The 20,450-nt window shown below is 69.9% G+C and carries 22 protein-coding genes; 12 read left to right on the forward strand and 10 right to left on the reverse strand.

Annotated elements, in window-relative coordinates; translation table 11 throughout:
* The gene (locus tag ABZ345_RS22665; RefSeq protein ID WP_359851938.1) at positions 1–600 is read left to right on the forward strand and encodes a TetR/AcrR family transcriptional regulator; all 600 of its coding nucleotides are present in this window, start codon (positions 1–3) and stop codon (positions 598–600) included.
* On the opposite strand, the gene ABZ345_RS22670 is transcribed toward ABZ345_RS22665, so the two are convergent.
* Both ABZ345_RS22670 and ABZ345_RS22675 read right to left on the reverse strand, forming a co-directional pair.
* Positions 589–2,949, reverse strand: coding sequence for a GH92 family glycosyl hydrolase (locus tag ABZ345_RS22670; protein WP_359851941.1), 2,361 nt, complete (start codon positions 2,947–2,949; stop codon positions 589–591). The two genes, ABZ345_RS22665 and ABZ345_RS22670, sit on opposite strands and share 12 nt — an antisense overlap.
* Before the next feature lie 428 nt (positions 2,950–3,377).
* The gene (locus ABZ345_RS22675) at positions 3,378–3,746 is read right to left on the reverse strand and encodes a DoxX family protein (RefSeq protein WP_359851944.1); all 369 of its coding nucleotides are present in this window, start codon (positions 3,744–3,746) and stop codon (positions 3,378–3,380) included.
* A 105-nt stretch (positions 3,747–3,851) separates the two neighbouring features.
* Between ABZ345_RS22675 and ABZ345_RS22680 the strand changes: the two genes are divergently transcribed.
* Both ABZ345_RS22680 and ABZ345_RS22685 read left to right on the forward strand, forming a co-directional pair.
* The gene (locus ABZ345_RS22680; RefSeq protein ID WP_359851947.1) at positions 3,852–4,238 is read left to right on the forward strand and encodes a helix-turn-helix domain-containing protein; all 387 of its coding nucleotides are present in this window, start codon (positions 3,852–3,854) and stop codon (positions 4,236–4,238) included.
* A gap of 23 nt (positions 4,239–4,261) precedes the next feature.
* Positions 4,262–5,521 (forward strand): cation:proton antiporter, encoded by a 1,260-nt coding sequence (locus tag ABZ345_RS22685; protein WP_359851950.1) that lies wholly within the window; start codon positions 4,262–4,264, stop codon positions 5,519–5,521.
* Here the strand turns inward: ABZ345_RS22685 and ABZ345_RS22690 are convergent.
* Positions 5,493–6,143, reverse strand: coding sequence for a TetR/AcrR family transcriptional regulator (locus ABZ345_RS22690; RefSeq protein ID WP_359851952.1), 651 nt, complete (start codon positions 6,141–6,143; stop codon positions 5,493–5,495). The two genes, ABZ345_RS22685 and ABZ345_RS22690, sit on opposite strands and share 29 nt — an antisense overlap.
* A gap of 135 nt (positions 6,144–6,278) precedes the next feature.
* On the opposite strand from ABZ345_RS22690, the gene ABZ345_RS22695 reads away from it, so the two are divergent.
* From ABZ345_RS22695 to ABZ345_RS22705, 3 genes are read left to right on the forward strand one after another with little or no spacing between them, the layout of a single operon-like run.
* Positions 6,279–7,082: an SDR family oxidoreductase gene (locus tag ABZ345_RS22695; protein ID WP_359851955.1), complete on the forward strand. Its 804-nt coding sequence runs from the start codon at positions 6,279–6,281 to the stop codon at positions 7,080–7,082.
* Positions 7,082–8,203 carry a DUF5938 domain-containing protein gene (locus ABZ345_RS22700; protein WP_359851958.1) on the forward strand — a complete coding sequence of 374 codons (1,122 nt, stop codon included), beginning with the start codon at positions 7,082–7,084 and terminating at the stop codon, positions 8,201–8,203. The genes ABZ345_RS22695 and ABZ345_RS22700 overlap by 1 nt, the downstream gene beginning before the upstream one ends.
* A complete protein-coding gene (locus ABZ345_RS22705; protein WP_359851961.1) occupies positions 8,203–9,732 on the forward strand; it encodes a long-chain fatty acid--CoA ligase in 1,530 nt (509 codons plus the stop codon). Before ABZ345_RS22700 ends, ABZ345_RS22705 begins: the two co-directional genes overlap by 1 nt.
* Here the strand turns inward: ABZ345_RS22705 and ABZ345_RS22710 are convergent.
* From ABZ345_RS22710 to ABZ345_RS22725, 4 genes are read right to left on the reverse strand one after another with little or no spacing between them, the layout of a single operon-like run.
* Complete coding sequence (locus tag ABZ345_RS22710) at positions 9,725–10,822, reverse strand: zinc-binding dehydrogenase (RefSeq protein ID WP_359851964.1); 1,098 nt, start codon at positions 10,820–10,822, stop codon at positions 9,725–9,727. The genes ABZ345_RS22705 and ABZ345_RS22710 overlap by 8 nt on opposite strands.
* Complete coding sequence (locus tag ABZ345_RS22715; protein ID WP_359851967.1) at positions 10,819–11,241, reverse strand: thioesterase family protein; 423 nt, start codon at positions 11,239–11,241, stop codon at positions 10,819–10,821. Before ABZ345_RS22715 ends, ABZ345_RS22710 begins: the two co-directional genes overlap by 4 nt.
* Before the next feature lie 28 nt (positions 11,242–11,269).
* Positions 11,270–11,656 carry a VOC family protein gene (locus ABZ345_RS22720; RefSeq protein ID WP_359851970.1) on the reverse strand — a complete coding sequence of 129 codons (387 nt, stop codon included), beginning with the start codon at positions 11,654–11,656 and terminating at the stop codon, positions 11,270–11,272.
* A 1-nt stretch (position 11,657) separates the two neighbouring features.
* Positions 11,658–12,317 (reverse strand): ArsR family transcriptional regulator, encoded by a 660-nt coding sequence (locus ABZ345_RS22725; protein ID WP_359852064.1) that lies wholly within the window; start codon positions 12,315–12,317, stop codon positions 11,658–11,660.
* Positions 12,318–12,467: 150 nt separating this feature from the next.
* Here ABZ345_RS22725 and ABZ345_RS22730 point away from each other — a divergent pair, with 150 nt between their 5' ends.
* A complete protein-coding gene (locus ABZ345_RS22730; protein ID WP_359851973.1) occupies positions 12,468–13,649 on the forward strand; it encodes an MFS transporter in 1,182 nt (393 codons plus the stop codon).
* On the opposite strand, the gene ABZ345_RS22735 is transcribed toward ABZ345_RS22730, so the two are convergent.
* Together ABZ345_RS22735 and ABZ345_RS22740 are read right to left on the reverse strand one after the other, a co-directional pair.
* Positions 13,646–14,839 carry a serine/threonine-protein kinase gene (locus ABZ345_RS22735; RefSeq protein ID WP_359851976.1) on the reverse strand — a complete coding sequence of 398 codons (1,194 nt, stop codon included), beginning with the start codon at positions 14,837–14,839 and terminating at the stop codon, positions 13,646–13,648. The two genes, ABZ345_RS22730 and ABZ345_RS22735, sit on opposite strands and share 4 nt — an antisense overlap.
* An 82-nt stretch (positions 14,840–14,921) precedes the next feature.
* Positions 14,922–15,887 (reverse strand): WYL domain-containing protein, encoded by a 966-nt coding sequence (locus ABZ345_RS22740; protein WP_359851979.1) that lies wholly within the window; start codon positions 15,885–15,887, stop codon positions 14,922–14,924.
* Between the two features lie 89 nt (positions 15,888–15,976).
* Between ABZ345_RS22740 and ABZ345_RS22745 the strand changes: the two genes are divergently transcribed.
* Together ABZ345_RS22745 and ABZ345_RS22750 are read left to right on the forward strand one after the other, a co-directional pair.
* Complete coding sequence (locus ABZ345_RS22745; protein WP_359852067.1) at positions 15,977–16,372, forward strand: RidA family protein; 396 nt, start codon at positions 15,977–15,979, stop codon at positions 16,370–16,372.
* Entirely contained in the window at positions 16,369–16,845 is a 477-nt protein-coding gene (locus tag ABZ345_RS22750) for a DUF488 domain-containing protein (protein WP_359851982.1), read from the forward strand. The genes ABZ345_RS22745 and ABZ345_RS22750 overlap by 4 nt, the downstream gene beginning before the upstream one ends.
* Here the strand turns inward: ABZ345_RS22750 and ABZ345_RS22755 are convergent.
* Complete coding sequence (locus ABZ345_RS22755; RefSeq protein ID WP_359851985.1) at positions 16,842–17,546, reverse strand: hypothetical protein; 705 nt, start codon at positions 17,544–17,546, stop codon at positions 16,842–16,844. The genes ABZ345_RS22750 and ABZ345_RS22755 overlap by 4 nt on opposite strands.
* A 93-nt stretch (positions 17,547–17,639) precedes the next feature.
* On the opposite strand from ABZ345_RS22755, the gene ABZ345_RS22760 reads away from it, so the two are divergent.
* Genes ABZ345_RS22760 through ABZ345_RS22770 form a run of 3 tightly spaced genes read left to right on the forward strand, consistent with a single transcriptional unit; the run spans position 17,640 to position 20,354 of the window.
* Complete coding sequence (locus ABZ345_RS22760; RefSeq protein WP_359851988.1) at positions 17,640–18,539, forward strand: ABC transporter ATP-binding protein; 900 nt, start codon at positions 17,640–17,642, stop codon at positions 18,537–18,539.
* The gene (locus ABZ345_RS22765; RefSeq protein WP_359851991.1) at positions 18,539–19,267 is read left to right on the forward strand and encodes an ABC transporter permease; all 729 of its coding nucleotides are present in this window, start codon (positions 18,539–18,541) and stop codon (positions 19,265–19,267) included. Before ABZ345_RS22760 ends, ABZ345_RS22765 begins: the two co-directional genes overlap by 1 nt.
* A gap of 10 nt (positions 19,268–19,277) precedes the next feature.
* Complete coding sequence (locus ABZ345_RS22770) at positions 19,278–20,354, forward strand: histidine kinase (protein ID WP_359851994.1); 1,077 nt, start codon at positions 19,278–19,280, stop codon at positions 20,352–20,354.
* Positions 20,355–20,450: the final 96 nt, after the last annotated feature.

Genomic DNA, 20,450 nt, shown 5'->3' on the forward strand with positions numbered 1-20,450 from the left:
ATGGGGCACCACGGATGGCAGGGCAACCCGCCCGGCACGGAGCAGGAGGCACGCCGCCGGATCGTCGACGCGGCGACGGCGTGCCTGGACCGCGCCGGGCTCGCCAAGACCAGCCTCTCCGACATCGCCGCCGAGGCCGGCGTGACCCGGCAGACCGTCTACCGCTACTTCCCGCGGCTGGCCGACATCCTGGGCGCCGTCGCGATCGCGGGCGTCGAGGAGTTCGCCGTCCGGATGCAACGCCACCTGACGTCGTTCGGCAGCCCCGCCGAGGTGGCCGTGGAGTCCGTGGTGTTCGGCGTGCGGGCCGTGCCCGAGGAGCGTTACCTGAGCCTGCTCCTGCAAGCCGACGAGGGAGACTTCTTCACCGGCGCCGTCACGTCGCGCGAATGGCTCGCCCTGGGCGCGCGGATCCTGCGCAACGTGCCGGTCGACTGGGCCGCTGCCGGGGTGAGCACCGAGGAGGACTTCGCCGGGCTGGCCGAGATCCTGATGCGGCTCTTCCTTTCGTTCCTGCGCAATCCGTCGTCGCCGGAAGCCACCGACGACCAGCTGCGGCAGCTGGTTCGCCGGTGGATCGGACCGTCCCTAACCACCTAGTTGGGGTGGGGTGTCGGTCGCGCCCCAGGTCTTGTTCGGCGTCGGGCCGAGGACGTAGGTCAGCCGTCCGCCGTCCCGCACCAGCGACTCCGGTGCCCAAGCCCGGTTCGAGGCCGTTCCGTTGACCGACAACGACTGGACGTACTTGTTCTGCGAGGACGCCTGCGCTGCCTCGATGACGATCGTCTTGCCGTTGGCGCGCCGAATCTCCACCTTCGTGAACAGCGGTGCGGACAGCACGAGCTCGGCGCGGCTCGGCACCTGCGGGTAGATGCCCATCGCGGCGAACAGGTACCACGACGACATCGTGCCGAGGTCGTCGTTGCCGGGGATGCCGCCGGTTCCGGTGGTCCACAACGTGTCCACGATCTGCCGCACGGTCTCCTGCGTCTGGTACGGCCTGCCGAGGTAGATGTACTGCCACGGCGTCTGGATGCTGGGCTCGTTGCCCGCGTCGTAGCGGGTCGGGTCAGCGCCGCTGAGGTCCCAGTTCCCGTTCTGGTCGTGGAAGAAGCCGTCCAGCCGGGCCGCTGCCGCCGCCTTGCCGCCCATGGCCGCGGCCAGGCCCGTCACGTCGTGGTAGACCATCCACGTGTACTGGGCGCTGGTGCCCTCGACGAACCCGGTGCCGGTGCCCGGCGTGAAGTTCGGCGCCCAGGTGCCGTTCGAGGCCCGGTTGCGCATGTAGCGGACGCTCGGGTCGAAGACGTTGCGCCAGTAGCCCGCACGCTGCTCGAACTGCTGTTGCCGCGTGCTGTCGCCGAGCTTCTTGGCCAACTGCGACAACGCGTAGTCGGCGGTGACGTCCTCCAGGGTCTCCGCTGCCGCGCCCCAGCAGTGGCAGCTGTTCGACGGCACGTAATGCAGGCTCTGGTACCGGTCGAGGGACGGACGCTGGCCAGGACACTGGATCGGGCAGCCGTTGTCCGACGTGTCGTTCGCCGTCGGCACCGTGGCCGCCGTGACCAGCGACGCGAAAGCCTTCTGGACGTCGAAGTTGTCCGCACCGAACGCGTACATGCCCGCGATCGCCGGCGCGGACGGATCACCGGACATGACCGCCGTCTTGCCATTGTTGTGCAGCCAGCGATCCCATTCGCCGCCGCGCTGGTCGGCGTAGTTCAGGAGCGACTGGGCGTAGTCGCCGGCGACCCGCGGTTCCAGCAGGGCGAGCATCTGCACCTGGGACCGGTAGACGTCCCAGCCGGAGAAGGTGCCGTACTGCGCCGTCTGGCCCGCGCTCAGCCGGTAGGTGCGCAGATCCGAGCCGAGGTACTCGCCGTTGACGTCGTTGGCGAGACTCGGCTGCAGCAACGCGTGGTACAGCGCGGTGTAGAAGACCGTGCGTTGCGCGGTGGTCCCGCCCGTCGCCTGGATGCGGTTGAGCGCCTGTTCCCACTGCGCCCGTGCCGCTGCCCGCACGGTGTCGAAACCGCTGCTCGGCGGGTTCTCCGCGGCCAGGTTCGCCTGCGCGTTCGCCACGCTGACGTACGAGATGCCGACTCGCGCGGTGACGGTGCCGGGCTCGAAGCCGACGTAGCCGCCCGAGCCCTTGCCGGCCCGCTGCGTGAACCCCTCGCCGCCCTGACCGGAAGTGCTGCCAGGGGACAGGGTTCCGTCGCGCCACGTGCCGTACGAGGTGATCGGCCGGTCGAACTCCGCGGTGAAGAACAGCCGGTAGTAGACGCGCTGGTTCGCCGCACCGCCCGAGGTGCGCCCGCAGAACCCGCCGCCGTCGACCGATCCGGTCACCCTGCGCCCGGCCGGGTCGATCCGCACCGACGCGTTCCCGCTGCCGTTCAACGAGTTCGAGGTGCGGAACAGCAGGTTCGCCGGCCGTCCAGCGGGGAACGTGAACCGCCCGGTCCCGGTCCGCTCGGTGGCGGTCAGCTCGACGTTCACCCCGGAGTCGAGCCCGACCCGGTAGTAGCCGGGCGAGGCGCTTTCGTTGGCGTGCGAGAAGTTGCTCGCGTAGACCTGGTCGGTGCTGTCGGCCGAGGGAGACGACGTCACGTCCCCGGCGTGCGGCATGATCGGGATGTCCCCGGAAGCGCCCGGCGTGCAGCCCGTCCCGTTGAGGTGCGTCAACCCGAAGCCCCGGATGCGCCGCACGTCGTACTGGTAACCCCCGGCCGCCCCGGCACCGGTCTGGTCACCTCTGGTCGTGGTCGGACTCCACGAGAGCATGCCGAACGGCCGCACCGCGCCGGGATAGACGTTGCCCGCGTTGGTGGTGCCGATGAAGGGGTTCACGAAGGAACTCAGATCCTGTTGCGCCGCGGCCGGCGACACCGCTGCCACCGTCGCCGCGACCGTCGCGCACGCCACGAACAGCGTCCTGAAACGCATGGTTCCCGCTCCTCACCGCGGCGGCGGTCTGTGACAACGTTGTCAAAGCTCGAGTCTCACGCGGGTCCAGCTTGGCAGCTCGACCGGGGGCCGCCCACCGCCGAAAGAAGGGTCACGGTCACGGTGATTTCGTGGGCGGGCAGGGATTCACGGCTTGCAGCGTGATCGCACCCAAGACCCGCGCGAACAGAACGCGGCCGCTCGCACCCGAGTCACCCTTCGACCCGCACGAACGGGGACAGCGTGATCGCACCCGAGTCCCGCGCGAACGGGACGAGACGGCCCACCCTCTCTTCGAAGCGATGGTGGGCCTGCGCTCGATCTCGAAGCGTGGCACCCCGTTCTGATTAGTTTCATTCACCACTGAAACTACGAAGACCACGAGCATAACCCGCCGCCGACATCGACCTGCCCCCACCCGCAGCAGATCAGCTCGCAAACCGCCCCACCGCCACAAACGCGGCCAGCAGCAGCAGAACCATGTTGACGGGCAACGACTTCGTCTCCCCCAGCTTCAGGTGCACCCGAGCTGCGAAGACCTGCACGATCACCAGCCCAACAGCGGCGATCGGCGTGAGCACGGGCATGATCCCCGTCAACTCCGGCAGGACGAGCCCAAGCGCTCCCAGCACCTCGACCGCGCCGATCGCCTTCACAGCACCGTCGGTCATGTCCTTGGCCCACTCGAAACTCCCGGAAGCCACCATCTGCTCACGCGACCGAAAGAGCTTCATGAGGCCGGCCGCCAGATAGGCCGCCGCCAGGAGACCCTGCACCACCCACAGCGCGATGTTCACCGCATACTCCAATGCTTACGACTTGTGCGTAGCGGGATGATCTGTGAGTTTTGGAGACCTGCAAAAGGCACATCCGTGTATGTGTCCAGGAAAGCGAGGTGTGCTGTGACCAGGCTCACGCGCACGTGCCCGCCGCCGATGAACGACGGCGGCGCGGTCCGCGAGGTGCTGGACCGCATCAGCGACAAGTGGAGCCTGCTGGTCATCGGCGCGCTGCGGTCGGGGCCGTTGCGCTTCGGCGAGCTGGAGAAGGGCATCACCGGCATCTCCCAACGCATGCTCACACTGACGTTGAAGCACCTCGTCGAGGACGGCCTGGTCAGCCGCACGGCGTACCCGGAGGTGCCGCCGCGCGTCGAGTACGAGGTCACTGAGCTGGGCATGACGCTGGTGCCGCTGGTGATCGCGCTCGCCGAGTGGGCGATCGAGCACCGCGACGAGATCAACGCCAACCGCAGCGGCGCACCGGCACCCCGGAGTGTGTCCTCTTAGGACCTCTGGGCGAGGATGGGCGCATGAACTCGTTGCTGCTCGCCGCGGCGTTCGCCGTGGTCGTCAGGTCACTGGCGGCGAACCGGCTGGACCGGTGGCACCTCGGCGCGCCGATCGTGATGGTGCTGGCCGGGGTGGCGGTCGGGCTGTTCAACGAGAACTCGATCTCGGCCGGTCTCAACACCGAGTCGGTGCAGCACGCGGCGGAGATCATCCTCGCGGTGCTGCTGTTCGTCGACGCCACCGAGGTGCGCGCCGGCAGGTTGTGGGGTGCCTATCCCGGGCTCGTAGCGAGGGTGCTGCTCGTCGCCATGCCGGTGAGCCTCGCGCTGGCGGCGTTGCTGGGCTGGTTGCTGTTCCCGAGCCTGTCGTGGGCCGTGCTGCTGCTGGTCGCGTGCGTGACGGTGCCGACCGACTTCGCCCCGGCGGAACGGGTGGTCCGCGACCCCGCGCTGTCGGTGCGGGTCCGCGGCACGCTGAACGTCGAGAGCGGCTACAACGACGGCATCGTCTCTCCGCTGTTCCTGTTCGCGTTGATCCTGGCCGGCGACAACTCCCAGGAACGGACGCCGCTCGAGGCGCTGGCGACGGTGCTGCCGTTCGCGGTCAAGGCGCTCGTCGCCGGTGTCGTGATCGGGGCACTGCTCGGCTGGCTCATGGACCGCGCGCACCAGGCCGGGTGGGTGAGCAGCCAGTCCGCGCGCGTCGCCGTGCTGCTGGCACCTCTGCTGACCTACACGGCCACCGTCGCGATCGACGGCAACGGCTTCGTGGCCTCGTTCGTCTGCGGCATCGCGTTCCGCTACGTGCACCGGCTTCTCAAGGCCCGCCGGGTCCACAAGGGACGCGCGGAGGCCCGTTCCGACGAGCTCGACACGGACCTGCACCTGCTGGAGGACGTCACCGGGCTGCTCACGATGACGATGTGGTTCGTCGTGGGCATCGCCGCCGTCCTGATCTTCTCCCTGGGCGTCTCGTGGCAGGAGGTGCTCTTCTGCGCCGCCGTGCTCACGGTGATCCGCATGGTGCCGGTGTTCCTCGCCTTCATCGGGTCGAGGTTGTCCACCAAGGACCGCGTGCTCGTCGGGGCGCTGGGGCCGCGCGGCACGACGACGATCGTGTTCGGGCTGCTGGCGTTCAACAAGCTGCCGGAGGGCTCGGCCGCCGACACGATCCTGACGATCACCGTGCTGTGCGTGCTGGGCAGCGTCGCACTGCACGGCATCGGCGCGGGGCCGATCGCCCAGTGGCTGTCTAAGCGGAGGTCACCAGCAGGTCGATGACGCCCGGCAACTCGGCGCGCAACGCGGCGATGGTCTCGGTGTTGCCGGCCAGGTGGTGCAGCAGCGCGCGCTGGAAGATGCCGTCCAGCGTCACGTAGGCGGTGCCCGGTGAGGCGGCGGGCGTGCCGTCGCGCAGCTCGGCGTAGCGGCTGACCACCCGCCACACCATGTCCTCCCGGTGGCCGTCGATCTCCAGCACGTCCGCGCGGAAGTACTCCTCGTACAGGCTCTGGTTGCGCAGGTCGTACCAGAGGCGGTGCAGCGTCGCGTCCTGCACGAGGGTGTCGAAGAACATCGCCACGAACTCGTCGCACAGCTGCTGCGCGCTGGTCGCGTGCGCGACGACCTCGTCGTACTTGGTCACGCAGACCCGCTCGTACTGGCGGACCGCCTCGATGATCAGGTCGCGCTTGTCCGTGAAGTAGTAGTGCAGGACGCCGTGGGAGAACTCGGAGTTCTGCGCGATCTCCCGCAGGCTCGTGCGGGCGTACCCCAGCTCGGCGAGCGTGTGCAGCGTCGCCACGGCGAGCTCGGTCCGCCGGGCGTCGAACTTGTCGACCTGCCGGCGGGCGATCTTGTCCAGTTTCCGCTGACTCTGATTCTCCTGGGCGACATCCGTCACGCCGCCGATCGTAGCTCTGTTTGCGACAACCGCTGACCATTCGTCCAAAAAATCTTGGACAGTCGTCAAGGAAAAACTTGACGACTGTCAAGTTCCCACTAGGGTGTGACCCAACTCACCTCAGGAGGCGACGCAATGACGAGCTATCAGCTGAGCGGACGGAAAGCGCTGGTCACAGGGGGTGCGCGGGGTCTGGGCGCGGGCATGGCCGAGGCGCTGGCCGCGGCCGGGGCGGCGGTCCTGATCGGCGACATCCTCGAGGACGAGGGCAAGCAGACCGCTCAGACGTTGCGCGACTCGGGTGCGACGGCGGAGTTCGTGCCGTTGGACGTCACCGACGACGCGAGCTGGGCCTCGGCGGTGAGCACGGCGGTCGACGCGATCGGCGGGCTCGACATCCTCGTCAACAACGCGGGCATCGAGATCACCAGCCTGATCACCGAGCTGGAGGCCGCCGACATCCGCAGGATGCTCGACGTCAACGTGCTCGGCACCGCCCTCGGCATGAAGCACGGCCTGCGCGCCATGCGTCCGGGCGGCGCGGCGGGCAACGGCGGTTCGATCATCAGCGTCGCGTCCGTCGCCGCGACCATCGCCTTCCCCGGCATCAGCGTGTACTCGGCGACCAAGTCCGCCATCGACCGGCTCACCAGGGTCGCCGCCGCAGAATCCGGCAAGCTCGGCTACGGCGTGCGGGTCAACTGCATCTACCCCGGCCTCACCCCCACCGCGATGGGCAACCAGCTCGCCGTGGACTGCGCCGCGCTCGGCCTGTTCCCCTCACCGGAAGCCGCCGCGGGCGCGGTCGTCGAGCTGACCCCGCTCGGCCGGCTCGGACAGGTCGACGACATGGCCGACGCCGTGGTGTTCCTCGCCTCCGACGCCTCGAAGTTCATCACCGGAGCGGGTCTTCCGGTCGACGGCGGGATGGGGATGTGATGAGCAAGCCTGTCGTCGTCTACGGCGCCTCCGGCTACACGGGCCGCCTGATCTGCGAGTACCTGCGCGAGTACGGCGTCCCGTTCCTCGCCGCGGGCAGGGATGCCAAGCGGGTCAAGGAAGCCGTCGACGCGGTGCCCGGCATCGACACCGTCGACTACGAGGTGCTGGAGGTCGAGCACACCGAGGCGGCGCTGACCGAGGCGTTCGCCGGGGCCAAGGTCGTGCTGAACACCGTCGGCCCGTTCTCCCGCTACGGCCACGAAGCGGTGCGGGCAAGCCTCAACGTCGGCGCGCACTACACCGACACCAACGGCGAGCAGGACTGGATGATCGACGCCGACGAGCAGTACGGCGCCGAGTTCGCCGCCCAGCGTCTGCTGCTCTCCCCCGGCATCGCGCAGATGTACACGGTCGGCGAGATCGCCGCGCAGATCTGCCTGGAGCAGCCCGGACTGGACACTTTGGACATCGGGGTGTTCTGGAAGGGTTATCCCACGGTCGCTTCCACGAACACGATCCTCACGAACGCCGCGTTCGCCAAGGCGTACTACCTGGAGCAGAACCAGTACGTGGAATGGCCGGCGGACGCGGGGCTGTACGAGCTCGTGGTGCCCGGCCAACACGAACTGGGCCTGGCGCTGCCGTGGGGCGGCACAGCACATCCGGTGTGGTTCAAGAAGGATCCGCGGGTCGCGTCCGTGCGGGCACTCGGCGGCGTGTTCAACCGGCCGTTGATGCTCGGTGTGCCGCAGATCGTCACGGCGGCGCTGCAGCAGATGGAAGGCAAGTCGGACGAGGAGAAGTACCGGATCGTCGACGAGTTCTCCGCTCAGGTGCGGAGTGAGATGCCGCCGCGCGAGAACCCGCGGATCAACATCTCCCTGGACTCCGTGCACGCGTCCGGACCGCTCGGCCGCGCGCACTGCGTCATCCACGGCAACTGCAACTACAAGCAGACGGCGTTGCTGAACGTGCACGCCGCCGTGCACCTGCTGCAGGACGCGCCGCGCCGGGTCGGGTTCGCGTCGGGCTGCCAGGCGTTCGGGCACCGGGAGCTGCTGGGCGCGCTGCGGTCGTTCGGCCTGGTGCTCGACCCGATCCTCGAAGTGCACCGCTGATGCGTCTCAGCGACTACCTCGACAAGGGCGCGTCGCTCGGAGGCGACGCGCCCTGCCTGACGATCGGCGGCGTCTCGCAGACCTACGCCGAGGTGCAGCAGCGCACGAATGCGATCGCGGGAGCGTTGCAGGACAGCGGAATCGGGCCCGGTGATCGCGTCGCGGTGCTGTCCGCCAACGACCCGCTGGCGCTCACGTGCGTGTTCGGCATCTCGCGGGCCGGCGCGGTGTGGTGCCCGGTCAACCCCCGCAACGAGGCGGCGGAGAACCGGGAACTGCTCGACCTGTTCGGCTGCCGGTGCCTGTTCTTCCAGTCCCAGTTCGCGCCACTCGTTTCCCGCATCCGCGGTGAGCTGCCGGCGCTGACCACGTTGGTGTGCCTGGACGGTGAGGCCGAGGGAGCGGTCACGTTCGCCGAGTGGCTCGCGCGCCACGGCCGGGAGCCCTCGCCGGTGACCGTGGCCGACGACGATCTCTGCGTTCTCGCGGGTACCGGTGGCACCACCGGGAGGCCCAAGGGCGTGCGGCTGACAGGGCACAACCTGGAGACCGCGACCGCGCTGACACTGATGAGCTACCCGTTCGGCGTCCGGCCGCGCTACCTCGCGCTCGCGCCGCTCACGCACTCGGCGGGCGTGCTCACGTTCCCGAGCATGACGCTGGGCGGCGAGACCGTGATCATGCCGGCGCCGGACCTCGGCGAGTTCCTCCGGCTGATCGAACACCACCGGATCACGCACGCGTTCCTGCCGCCGACCGTGATCTACGGGCTGCTCGACCACCCGGCGCTCGACTCGACGGACCTCAGTTCGTTGCGCTGCCTCTGGTACGGCGCCGCGCCGATGTCCCCGGTGCGACTGAACGAGGCGCTGCGGCGGATCGGGCCGGTGATGGGTCAGCTGTTCGGGCAGACCGAGGCACCGAACATGATCGCCACGCTCTCCCCCGCCGACCACTTCCTGCCCGACGGCTCGATCGCGGTCGACCGGCTGTCGTCGGCGGGCAGACCGACCCCGCTGACCCAGGTCGCGATCATGGCTCCGGACGGTGCTGTGCTGCCCCCTCGCTCACGCGGCGAGATCGTCGTCCGCGGGCCGCTGGTGATGGCCGGCTACCACGAGAACCCCGCCGCGACGGCCGAGGTCAGCGCGTTCGGCTGGCACCACACGGGCGACATCGGCTACCTCGACGAGGACAACTACCTGTACATCGTCGACCGGGCCAAGGACATGATCATCACCGGTGGGTTCAACGTGTACTCGGCCGAGGTCGAGCAGGCGTTGCAGGCGCATCCCGCGGTCCAGGACAGCGCGGTGGTCGGGCTGCCCGACGAGAAGTGGGGCGAGCGGGTCACCGCCGTCGTGCAGCTGCGGGTGTCCGGTGACGCCGACCCCGCCGCGTTGATCGCGTTCGTGAAGGAGCAGCTGGGCAGCGTGAAGGCGCCGAAGCAGGTCGAGATCTGGCCCGACCTGCCCCGGTCCAAAGTGGGCAAGGTGCTCAAAGCCGAGATCAGGCAACGACTCACATGACGACGACCTGACGCACGGCCTCGCCGGACGCCAGTTTGGCGAACCCGTCGTTGATCTCGGTCAGCTGCAACCGGCCGGACAGCAGGCCGTCGACGGGCAGCTTGCCCGCGCGGTAGAGGTCGATGAACCGCGGGATGTCGCGGCGCGGCACGCACGAGCCCAGGTAGCTGCCCTTGAGCGTGCGTTCCTCGGCGACGAGGTTCAGCGCGGGCAGGGTGACGGTCCGGTCCGGGTGCGGCAGGCCGACCGTGACCGTCGTGCCGCCCACAGCCGTTGCGGCGTAAGCCTGTTCGAGCACGGCCGCGACGCCGGTCGTGTCGATGACCTTGTCCGCGCCACCACCGGTCAGCTCCCGGACGTGCGCGACGACGTCCGGTCCGCCGGCGGCTTCGTGCGTCGCGCCGAGCGTGAGTGCCAGCTGCCGTTTGTGTTCCACGACGTCCACCGCGACGACCTGGGTCGCACCCGCCGTGACCGCCGCGAGCACCGCGGCCAGGCCGACGCCGCCGAGGCCGAACACCGCGACCCGGTCCCCCGGTGTCACCTGAGCGCTGTAGAAGGCCGCGCCCGCACCGGTCAGCACGGCGCACCCGAACAACGCGGCCACGTCGAGCGGCAGGTCGGGTGGGACGAGGGTGGCCGACCGGTCGGAGATCACGGTGTACTCGGCGAAACCGGACACCCCGAGGTGGTGGTGCGGCCGTGTGCCGTCCGGGAGCGTCCACCGGCGGTGCCCGCTGAGCAGCGTGCCCTCGCGGTTCGCGGCCGCGCCCGGTTGGCACAGCGCCTGTCGCCCGGAGGCGCACGGACGGCAGGCGCCGCACGCCGGGACGAACGACAGCACGACGTGGTCACCCGGCTTGAACTCGGCGTTCGGTCCCGCCTCGACGACCTCGCCCGCCGCCTCGTGGCCCAGCACCATCGGCAAAGGCCGGATGCGCGAGCCGTCAATCACGGACAGGTCGGAGTGGCACAGGCCGGTGGCGTGCACCTTGATGAGCACCTCGCCGGGACCGGGCGGGTCCAGGTCGAGGTCGACGATCTCCAGCGGCCCGCCGACACCGGTGAGCACCGCACCTCGGGTCTTCACGCGACCACCACGCCTTCCATCGCCGTGCGCAGGTGCGCGGGGATCTCCACGGGCTTGCGGGTCGTCCGGTCGACGAACACGTGCACGAAGTGGCCTTCCGCCACGACGTCGTCGCTTCCCTCGACGAAGAACCCGACCTCGTAGCGCACGCTCGACCGGCCGAGGTGCCCGACGCGCAGCCCGGCGTCCACCGCGTCCGGGAACGAGATCGAGGCGCGGTAGTTGCAGTGCGACTCGACGCACAGCCCGATCTGCTGCCCGGCCTGGATGTCCAGGCCCGCGGCGATCAGCCACGTGTTGATCACGGTGTCCATGAACGCGTAGTGGACGACGTTGTTCACGTGCCCGTAGACGTCGTTGTCCGCCCATCGGGTCGGAATCTGCTGCCAGTGCCGGTAGTCGTCGCGCGAGGTGCTCACGGCCTCACCCTAGCCACGACCACTTCGATCAGGCGGGCTGGAACAGCTCGACCGGGTTTCCCGCCGGGTCGTCGAGCACGATCTGCTGTCCGCCGGGGCCTTTTACGACATCGCTGCGGAACTCGACGCCCGCGTCGCGCAGCCGGGCCACCTCGGCCTCGATGTCGGTGACGATCAGGTGGATGCGGTTCCAGCCGCCGGGGCCGGGCCTGGTGCCGTCGGGCATGGGGCGCCCGGCGGAGCTGGCCGGGCCGCTGAGCAGCAGGCGCAGGTTGCCTCGCACGACGTCGGCGAAGGCCGGGGCGAAGTTCGTGCGCACCTCGAAGCCGAAGTGCGTGGTGTAGAAGGCGAGCGCGGCGTCTACGTCGTCGACGAGATACCGCACGCTCACCAGGCCGGTCAGCTCGGTGGTCATGTCAGGCCTCCTGATGGACGGGCAGAAATCGGATGCGGGTGTCGAGCTCCGCGGCGACGCCCCGGAAGTCGGCGAGGTCGTCGGGGTCGGGCAGGCTCCAGTGGATCAGCCGCGGCGTGCCGGGGAACGCGGGCAGCACCTCGCGCACGCGGTCGCACAGGCTGATGACCAGGTCGAACCTGGTGCGGCGCACGGTGTCCAGGTGCGTGGGCTCGTGGCGCAGCGTGACGCCGTACTCGGCCATCGCGCGGATCGCGTTGGGGTGCAACGGTTTCGGCCGGCTGCCGGCGCTCGTCACCTCGACCCGCCGGGCCCGGTGCCGCAGCAGCGCCTCGGCCATCGGGGAACGACCGCTGTTGCCGGTGCACACGAACAGCACCCGTGATCTCGCGGGCGCCGGGCGGTGGCCGTCGAAAGCGGGATGCAGTGCTGTGCCCGCGTCGGACCACGCTTGCTCGCACCGCTTTAAATCGAGGTGGTAATAGGTGTCGCGGCCGTCGAAACTGCTGCGCCGTGACGTGACCAGTCCAGCGTCCCGCAGCTGCTTGAGGTGATAGGACACGAGGTTCTGCGGCTGTTCGACGGCGGCCACCAGCTCGCGCACCCGGCGGTCGCCAGCGGACAGTTCGCGGGCCAGCTGCCACCGCAACGGCTCCCCCATCAGTCGCAGGAACAGCGGCAACGCTCCATCTTCCGTCGGCACACCCCTCACGATACATCAATCCAGCTTGATGTACATGCTCCCATTTCAATTAATCATCCGTTGCATTCAGAAATGCCATTCGATTAATCATTCGGTTAGCGTGCCGGTATGCGAAGCACTTTCCAGGGGTATCTGCGTGCTGTCCGCAATCCACCTTTCCGGCGCTTCTGGCTGGGCATGATGGTGTCGCGGTGCGGCAGCGCGTTCACCGTCGTCGCGTTGTCGTGGCTGGTGCTGGACCTCGCCGGGCCGCGCGAGCTCGGCCTGGTGCTGCTGTGCTCCGGGCTGCCGATCCTGGTGTGCGGCCCGGTCGCGGGCAGGCTGCTGGACCGGTGTCCGGTCCGGCTGCTGCTGGGCTGGGACAACGCGCTGCGCGGGCTGCTCGTCGTGCTCCTCGCGGTGCTCCACCACTTCGGCCGGCTCGGAGTCGTCCACCTGTGCGTGGTCGCCGCCGCCGGCGCGGCGCTCGCGGCGGTCAGCGAGGTGGCCGAGGGCGTGCTGGTCCCGCGACTCGTGGACGACGCCGATCTCGAGTCGGCGAACTCGCTGATCTCGGTGAACTGGGAGCTCGCGTACGTCGCGGGACCTCCCGCGGCGGGGTTCCTCGTCGGCACGGCCGGGATCGGCGCGGCGCTCGTGGCCGACGCCGTCAGCTTCGCCGTGATGAGCTGGCTGTCCTTCGGGCTGCCGGATCTGCGGGCGCGGGCCGAGACCGCGAGACGACCGGCTTTCGCTGTGCTGACGAGGTATCCGGCGGCAGTGGTGCTCACGTTCTGCGCCGCCGGGTTCCTGTTCCTCAGCGGGGTGACCGATCTGCTGTATCCGGTCTACGCGCGCAACGTGCTGCACGACGGCGCTTTGGCGTTCGGCGTGCTGCTCGGTGTGGCGGGAGCGGGCGGGCTGTGCGGTGTCCTGTGTGGACTACCGCTGTTCCTGCGGCTGCCGGTGAGAGCACGGCTCCCCGCGGTGATCGCGGCCGGGGCGCCCGCGTTGGCCGGGTTGGCGTTCACGAGCGACCTCGTGGTCGCGGCCGTGCTCGTCGCGCTGGCGTCGTTCCTGTGGGCGCCGTTCTACGCCATCGAACGTTCGTCGTTCCAGCGGGCAGTTCCGGACGAGGTGCGCGGCCAGGCCACCGGTGCCCGCGCCGCCGTGACCTCGCTCGGGTTCCCGCTCGGCAGCGCGGCGGGCGGTCTGCTGCTGTCAGGGCCGGTCGCCACGGCGGTGATCGTGCTCGCCGTGGCGCACCTCCTGCTCGCGGTCACCCTCGGGCGCGGACTGCCACGCCGCTAGAAACCACAGCCCTCCGGTGACCACGTGTTGTCGCTGGCATTGCTGCCGTCGGCCCGCACGACCCGCACCTGGACGCACAGCGCGCCCGGCGCGTAGAGCTCGATCGACGGTGACTCGACCGTGCCCGACTTCAGGTCGTCGTTGGTGCGCCAGGCGAACTTGTCACCGGCCACCGGCGAGGGGTAGGTCCACGTGAACTTCAGCGTCGTGGGGTTGACGCGGGTGACGTTGACGGCCACCTTGCTCGACGGCCCGCCCGTCCCCTCCGCCGCCGCGTTCTGCGGCTGCACCTTGTCGGACGGCGGCAGGGTGTCGTCCTGGAGCAACAGGACCCCGCTGGTGCCGATCACACCGACGGCGACCGCGGCGACCGTCGCGTACACCGGCCAGCGCTTCCGCTTCGGCTTCTGCGGTGCGTGGTCCACGTGGATGGCGACAGCGTCCGGAGTGGACGCCTGGCCCGTTCCGCGCAGGATCTCCCGCAACCGCAGCCCGAACTCCTCCGCGGACCGCGGGCGCAACGCGGGGTCGGCCGCCATCGCCTGGTGCAGCAACGCTTCCAGTGGCTGCGGAGCCCGGCGCGTCGGCGGAGGGCTGCCGCGCAGGACGCGTTGTTCCAGGGCGGCGTGCGAGTTGTCGCCGCGCGGCACCACGAACGGCGGGTACCCGGCGAGCAGGTGCCACAGCGTCGCGGCGAGCGAGAAGACGTCAGTGCTGGCGCTGTAGGAGCCGCTCGCGACCACCTCGGGCGCGGTCCAGGGCAGACGGTCTCGGCCCAGCACGCCGAAGTCGGTCAGGCAGGCCTGGCCGCCCTCGTCGAGCAGCACGTTGGCGGGCTTCACGTCGCGGTGCACGACACCGGCCCGATGTGCGGCCTGCAGCGCGTCCGCGATCTGGATGCCGATCTCCAGCACGCGCTCGAACCGCAGCGGTGCCAGGGCGCCGGCGTCACCTCCCGGGTAGTGCTTCATCACCAGGTACAGCAGACCTGCGCGGGTCCGTCCGGCTCGGTGCACGGTGACGATGCCGGGGTGCCCGAGACCGAGCGCCGTCCGCATCTCGGCCGCGCGCGCCGGGTCGATGAGCAGTTTGACCGCCACCTCACCGCCGTCATCGCGGTACAGGTGCACGTTCTTGCCGAGCGGTCGGACGTACCGGAAGCCGGGGAGCTCCGGTAACTCCTCTGTCATTCGCCACCTCGTTGCCAAGCGCCTGCGGTCAGGTGGCCCCGCCCACCTTCCGCTGACTGAGTAATCCACCTCGGCTCGACTGTCAACGGTCAACCACCAGTTGAGACGACCCGTAGTGGTCGGCGATAGCCGCCGCGCGACGGTGCAGGGCGGTGCGTAACGACTGCGGGGCCAAGGCTTCTGCCTGAACACCAAGCTGCCACAGCGCCCACTCGGCGTGCCACAAATCTTGGAACACAACTTCCAGCCGAAGCCAGCCGTCCGCGTCTCGCTCGGCGGCGCGGACGGCCACCGCGGTGGTCAGCAGGTCGTCGTGGCGGGCCGGGTCCACCCGCAGCAGGACGGCGATGTGGCCGTCGGACAGGAACTGCGCGCACCGCTCCCGCCAGACCCGGTCCAGGTCGACCTCAGGTGGCCGCTGGGCCGGCTCCGGCAGCGCCTGCGCGGCCAGCACGCGCGACAGCCGGTAGGTGCGGTCGGCGCCGGATCTCGTCGCCAGCAGATAACCGCGGTCGCGAACCGTGACCAGGCCGATCGGGTCGACCGTGCGCCACCGCGGTGCCTGGTTCGTGGCCTCGTAGTGCAGGCGCAACCGGTGCCCGGCGAGGACCGCGCGCCGGATCTCGGTCATCGCCGCGGCGGGCACCTCCTCGGTGGCGGCGCGCCGGGGCAGCAGGTCGGTCTCGGGCTCGACCAGGAACCGCCGGGCGGCGTCGCGATGGCTTTCCGGCAGTGCGTCGGCCACCTTGCGCATGGCCGACGCGAACGCGGGGCCGAGCCCGAACACCTGCTCGCGGCCCGCGGTCAGCAACGCGAGCGCCTCGTCGTGGTTCAGGCCGGTGAGCTCCGTCTGGAAACCGGGCAGCAGCGCGAACCCGCCGTGGCGGCCGCGTTCGGCGTAGACGGGCACGCCTGCGGCGGACAGTGCCTCGATGTCCCGCAGCACCGTCCTGGTCGACACCTCCAGCTCGCGGGCCAGCGCAGGAGCGGACAGCCGGCCCCGCTGACGCAGCAGCAGCACGAGCGAGACCAGCCGGTCGGCGCGCATGGCCCGAAAACTACCGGAATACACGACACAGGGTGTCGTGATTGGTTGCGAGGCTGGTGATCACCGAACCGAATGGAGCTGAAGTGGCAGTGCAACGAACGGCCGTCAATCCCGTCGCCTGGTCGGCCGAGCTGGGTTTCAACCAGGGTGAGCTCGTCTCCGGGCACACCAGGACACTGTTCTGCTCGGGACAGACCTCGATGGACGGTGACGGCAAGCCGCGGCACGACGGCGACATGGCCGCTCAGCTGGCGCTGAGCCTCGACAACCTCGAAGCTGTGCTCGAGGAGGCCGGCATGGCGCTCGCGAACCTGGTGCGGCTCAACGTCTACACGACGGACGTCGACGAGCTGTTCCCGCATTACGGCGTCCTGGCGTCACGGCTGGGTGCCGCGGGGGTCGCGCCTGCCACGACGATGCTCGGGGTGACGCGGCTGGCGATCCCGGGCCAGCTGGTCGAGCTCGAAGGGACCGCCGTCGCGTGATCAAAGTGGTGACGATCGGCGTCTACGGCTTCGACGCCGAGTCATTCCTGCAACGCCTGCGGCAGGCCGGGGTCGGCCTGCTGCTCGACGTCCGGCAGCGTCGCGGTGTGCGCGGACCCGAGTACTCCTGGGCGAACTCCCAACGGCTGCAGGCCGCCCTCGCCAGTGCGGGGATCGCCTACGAGCACCACGCCGAGCTCGCCCCGACAACGGACATGCGGCGGCTCCAGTACGCCGAGGACGATCGGCTGGGGGTCGGCAAGCGGTCCCGTCACGAGCTAGCGGACGAGTACATCCGCCGGTACACCACCGAGATCCTCGCCCGTGCCGACCTCGCGCCGATCGCGTCAGGTGACGGGGTGTCGGCGTTGTTCTGCGTCGAGGCCGATCCGGAGGCGTGCCACCGGTCGCTGATCGCTCAGCGGCTGGCCGACGAGTTCGGTGTCGCGGTCGAGCACGTTCGTCCGGTTTAGAGCACCTTCAGCAGGCGCTGGACGTCGGCCTCGAACCCGTCGGCCATCCACCGTTCGAACGCGAGCTTGTCGTCGCGGTTGCGTTCGAGCGAGTTGACCTCGCGGTAGAGGTCGTCGTCCGGCGCCTTCTTGTTGAGGAAGTGCATGTGCTCCAGCACGACGTCGGGCAGGTAGCGGATGCGGTCCAGGCGCTTGCCGAGCGCCAGCCAGCAGTTGTCGAGGTAGAGGTGCACCAGGCCGGACGGGGCCATGTAGCCGAGCGTGGCGATGATGTACGCGGTCATCGCCACGCCGGTCGGCAGCCGCTCGCCCTGCAGCAGGTCGTTGCCGTAGACGAAGCCGGAGCCCAGTTCGCGCAGCGCCGCGGTGAAGTGCTCGTCCCAGCCGAGGGTGCGCGGATGGTGGTCGTCGCCGATGAAGCCGATCGCCCGGTACCGGCCGGTCGCGACGGCCTGTGCCGAGACGGCGTTGAGGGTGCCCGCGAGCCACCGCCGGGGACCGACCACCCAGTGTGGCGGGCGCAGCGTCCCCCAGTCCTTCGTGGACCGGACCGCGCGGCTCTCGTCGAGGGACGGGTCGTCCTCGTCCAGCGCGATCCACAGTTCGGTGTCGCCGGTGGTCGTCTCGGCCCACGCGTCGAGCAGGGCGGCGATGTTGTGAGGGCGTGCCCGGGACGGCACGATCATGAGCAGCTCGGTCATCGCGATCACCGTACCGCTGCCATGACATCTGTCATGGCGCAGTCGTGACAGCTGAGCCGGGCCCGGGCAGGCGTGGGCACCGAGCATTGAGGCATGACGGAGACAGCAGTGCGAGCCGGCGCCGCGGTGGCGCTGAGCGGGGTGCGGAAGCGGTTCGGGGAAGTCCGCGCGGTCGACGGGATCGACCTGGTGATCTCTCCTGGCGAGGTGGTCGCGCTGCTCGGACCGAACGGGGCCGGGAAGTCGACGACGGTGGACATGTTGCTCGGTCTGTCCACTCCGGACGGCGGGGCGATCAGCGTGTTCGGCAGGTCGCCGCGCGAGGCGGTGGTGGCCGGGCAGATCTCGGCGATGCTGCAGAGCGGGGCGTTGCTCGACGACGCGACGGTGGCCGAGGCGGTCGGGCTGATCGCGGCCCTGCACCGCAGGCCGATGCCGGTGGCGCGGGCGTTGGAGCAGGCGGGGATCGCCGATCTGGCGAACCGCAAGTGCACCAAGCTCTCCGGTGGCCAGAAGCAGCGGGTGCGGTTCGCGCTGGCGTTGGTGTGCGAGCCGGATCTGCTGGTGCTCGACGAGCCGACGGTCGCGATGGACGTGGAGACGCGGCGGGCGTTCTGGCAGCAGATGCGCGCCTACACGAACACGGGCAGGACGGTGTTGTTCGCGACGCACTACCTGGAGGAGGCCGAGGAGTACGCCGACCGCGTGGTGCTGATGCGCTCGGGGCGGATCGTGGCGGACGGGTCGGTGGCGCAGGTGCGGGCCGCGGTGTCCGGGCGGACGTTGCGCGCGGTGGTGCCGGGCGCTTCCGACCTGGACCTGCCCGGAGTGCGGTCGGTCGAACGGCGGGGCGACCGGATCACGTTGACCTGCACGGATTCCGACGCGGCGGTGCGCGCGTTGCTCGGCCGCTACCCGAACGCCCACGACATCGAGATCACGGCTCTGGGCCTTGAGGACGCGTTCCTCGCGCTGACTGGGGAGGACAACTGATGAACGCCCGATTCCTGGCCTTGGAACTGCGGCGCGCGGTCCGCAACGGCCGCTACCTGATCTTCACGGTCGTGGTGCCATCGGTGATGTTCGTGCTGTTCGTGAACCTCTACGGCGGCGGGCAGGGCACGTTCCCGAACGGGTTGCCCGTCACGACGTCGCTGATGATGAACATGGCGCTGTTCGGGGTGATGGCCGGGCCGCTGTCGATCGGCGCGCGGATCGCCGTCGAGCGGGGCCTGGGCTGGCAGAAGCAGCTGCGGCTCACGCCGTTGACCGGCGGCGGGTACCTCGCAACCAAGGGCGCGCTGGGCATGCTGGTGGGGCTGCCGGGGATTCTGCTGGTGTGCGTGATCGGCGCGGTCGAGGGCGTCCGGATGGACGCGATGCACTGGGTCGGCGTGCTGGCGACGCTGTGGCTGGGCGCGATTCCGTTCGTGCTGCTCGGCATCGTGATCGGGCTGGTCGCGAGCCCCGACGGCATGCAGGCGATCACGGGTCTGGCGTCGATGCTGTTCGGTCTGCTGGGCGGGATCTGGATCCCGGCGGACGTGGCGCCGGACTGGCTGGCCACGCTCATGAAGGCGCTGCCGACGTTCTGGGTCAAGCAACTGACGCAGGCGCCGTTCGTGTCCGGGGTGGACGTCAAACAGGCGTTGCTGGTGATCGTGCTGTGGGTGGCCGGTCTGTCGTTGGTCGCCGTGCGCCGATACCGCGCGCAGAGCTAGGTTCGTCGTCGTGCGCCGCAGGGGAAACGACAGCAGCAAGTGGTACTGGTTCGCCCTCATCTTCGTCCTGCTCTACATCCCGGTCCTGACCTACGACGTGCTCGTCAGCGACCGGAGCCTGGCGGCGCGGGTGGTGCTGGCGCTGCTGATCGTGGCGTACGGGGTGGGCTGGATGGCGGCGCCGCGCTGGCTGTGGACCAGCGGCGAGAACGTCAACACGGCGATCTGCCTGGCGCTGACCGTGCTCGGCCTGATCATCGTGTACTGGGTGGGAATGTCGTCCGCGGGCCTGATGGTCTACATCATGTCCACGATCGGGGTGGTGCTGACGCCGTGGCGGGCGATCGCGATCGACGGCGCCGTGCTGCTGACGCTGGCGGGCACGATGTACCTGGAGCAGGACCTGGCGATCGACGGCGGCCAGCTCGGCACGTTGCTGTCGATCTCGCTCGGCATGCTCGCCGTGGGCCGGATGATGCGGGCGAACCGGGCGCTTTCGGCCGCACAGGAGGAGATCGCCGCGTTCGCCCGCACCGAGGAACGCAACCGGCTGGCTCGGGACCTGCACGACATCCTGGGCCACAGCCTCACCACGATCACGCTGAAGACCGGCGTGGCACGGCGCCTGCTGGAGAGCTCTTCCCCGGAGCGGGCGCTGGAGGAGATCCGCGAGGTCGAGCACCTCACCCGCCAGGCCCTCAGCGACGTCCGCACCACCGTCTCGGGCTACCGGGAGGTGTCGCTGTCGGCCGAGGTGGTGGGCGCGCGGGCGGCGTTGCGCGCGGGCGGGATCGAGGCAGACCTGCCGCACGCCGTGGACAACGTGCGACCCGAACTGCAGGGGGTGTTCGGGTACGTGTTGCGCGAGGCGGTCACCAACGTGCTCCGGCACGCGGCCGCGACCCAGTGCTCCGTGCGGCTCGGCGACACGTGGCTGGAGGTGCGGGACAACGGGCGCGGTGCGGGTGTGGGCGAGCCGGGGACGGGGCTTCAGGGGTTGGCGGAGCGGCTGGCTCCGGTCGGGGGGACGGTGCTGGCGGGGCCGCTGGACGACGGCGGCTACCGTCTGCGGGCTGAGGTCGCGTGATGGGGCGGGGTTGTGGAGGCCGGCGGCGGCCACACGGGCGGGCCGAGGTCGCGTGATGAGGCGGGCGGGGTTCTGGAGGTCCGCGGCGGCCACACC

Origin of the sequence: Lentzea sp. NPDC005914 (assembly GCF_040629405.1) — a bacterium.
Classification (GTDB): domain Bacteria; phylum Actinomycetota; class Actinomycetes; order Mycobacteriales; family Pseudonocardiaceae; genus Lentzea.

Excerpts from the sequence above, each read along its gene's own strand:
- ABZ345_RS22665 (WP_359851938.1), top strand. The coding sequence starts at position 1 with ATGGGGCACCACGGATGGCAGGGCAACCCGCCCGGCACGGAGCAGGAG.
- ABZ345_RS22670 (WP_359851941.1), bottom strand. The coding sequence starts at position 2,949 with ATGCGTTTCAGGACGCTGTTCGTGGCGTGCGCGACGGTCGCGGCGACG.
- ABZ345_RS22685 (WP_359851950.1), top strand. The coding sequence starts at position 4,262 with ATGAACTCGTTGCTGCTCGCCGCGGCGTTCGCCGTGGTCGTCAGGTCA.
- ABZ345_RS22695 (WP_359851955.1), top strand. The coding sequence starts at position 6,279 with ATGACGAGCTATCAGCTGAGCGGACGGAAAGCGCTGGTCACAGGGGGT.
- ABZ345_RS22700 (WP_359851958.1), top strand. The coding sequence starts at position 7,082 with ATGAGCAAGCCTGTCGTCGTCTACGGCGCCTCCGGCTACACGGGCCGC.
- ABZ345_RS22705 (WP_359851961.1), top strand. The coding sequence starts at position 8,203 with ATGCGTCTCAGCGACTACCTCGACAAGGGCGCGTCGCTCGGAGGCGAC.
- ABZ345_RS22720 (WP_359851970.1), bottom strand. The coding sequence starts at position 11,656 with ATGACCACCGAGCTGACCGGCCTGGTGAGCGTGCGGTATCTCGTCGAC.
- ABZ345_RS22725 (WP_359852064.1), bottom strand. The coding sequence starts at position 12,317 with ATGGGGGAGCCGTTGCGGTGGCAGCTGGCCCGCGAACTGTCCGCTGGC.
- ABZ345_RS22730 (WP_359851973.1), top strand. The coding sequence starts at position 12,468 with ATGCGAAGCACTTTCCAGGGGTATCTGCGTGCTGTCCGCAATCCACCT.
- ABZ345_RS22735 (WP_359851976.1), bottom strand. The coding sequence starts at position 14,839 with ATGACAGAGGAGTTACCGGAGCTCCCCGGCTTCCGGTACGTCCGACCG.
- ABZ345_RS22740 (WP_359851979.1), bottom strand. The coding sequence starts at position 15,887 with ATGCGCGCCGACCGGCTGGTCTCGCTCGTGCTGCTGCTGCGTCAGCGG.
- ABZ345_RS22755 (WP_359851985.1), bottom strand. The coding sequence starts at position 17,546 with ATGACCGAGCTGCTCATGATCGTGCCGTCCCGGGCACGCCCTCACAAC.
- ABZ345_RS22760 (WP_359851988.1), top strand. The coding sequence starts at position 17,640 with ATGACGGAGACAGCAGTGCGAGCCGGCGCCGCGGTGGCGCTGAGCGGG.
- ABZ345_RS22765 (WP_359851991.1), top strand. The coding sequence starts at position 18,539 with ATGAACGCCCGATTCCTGGCCTTGGAACTGCGGCGCGCGGTCCGCAAC.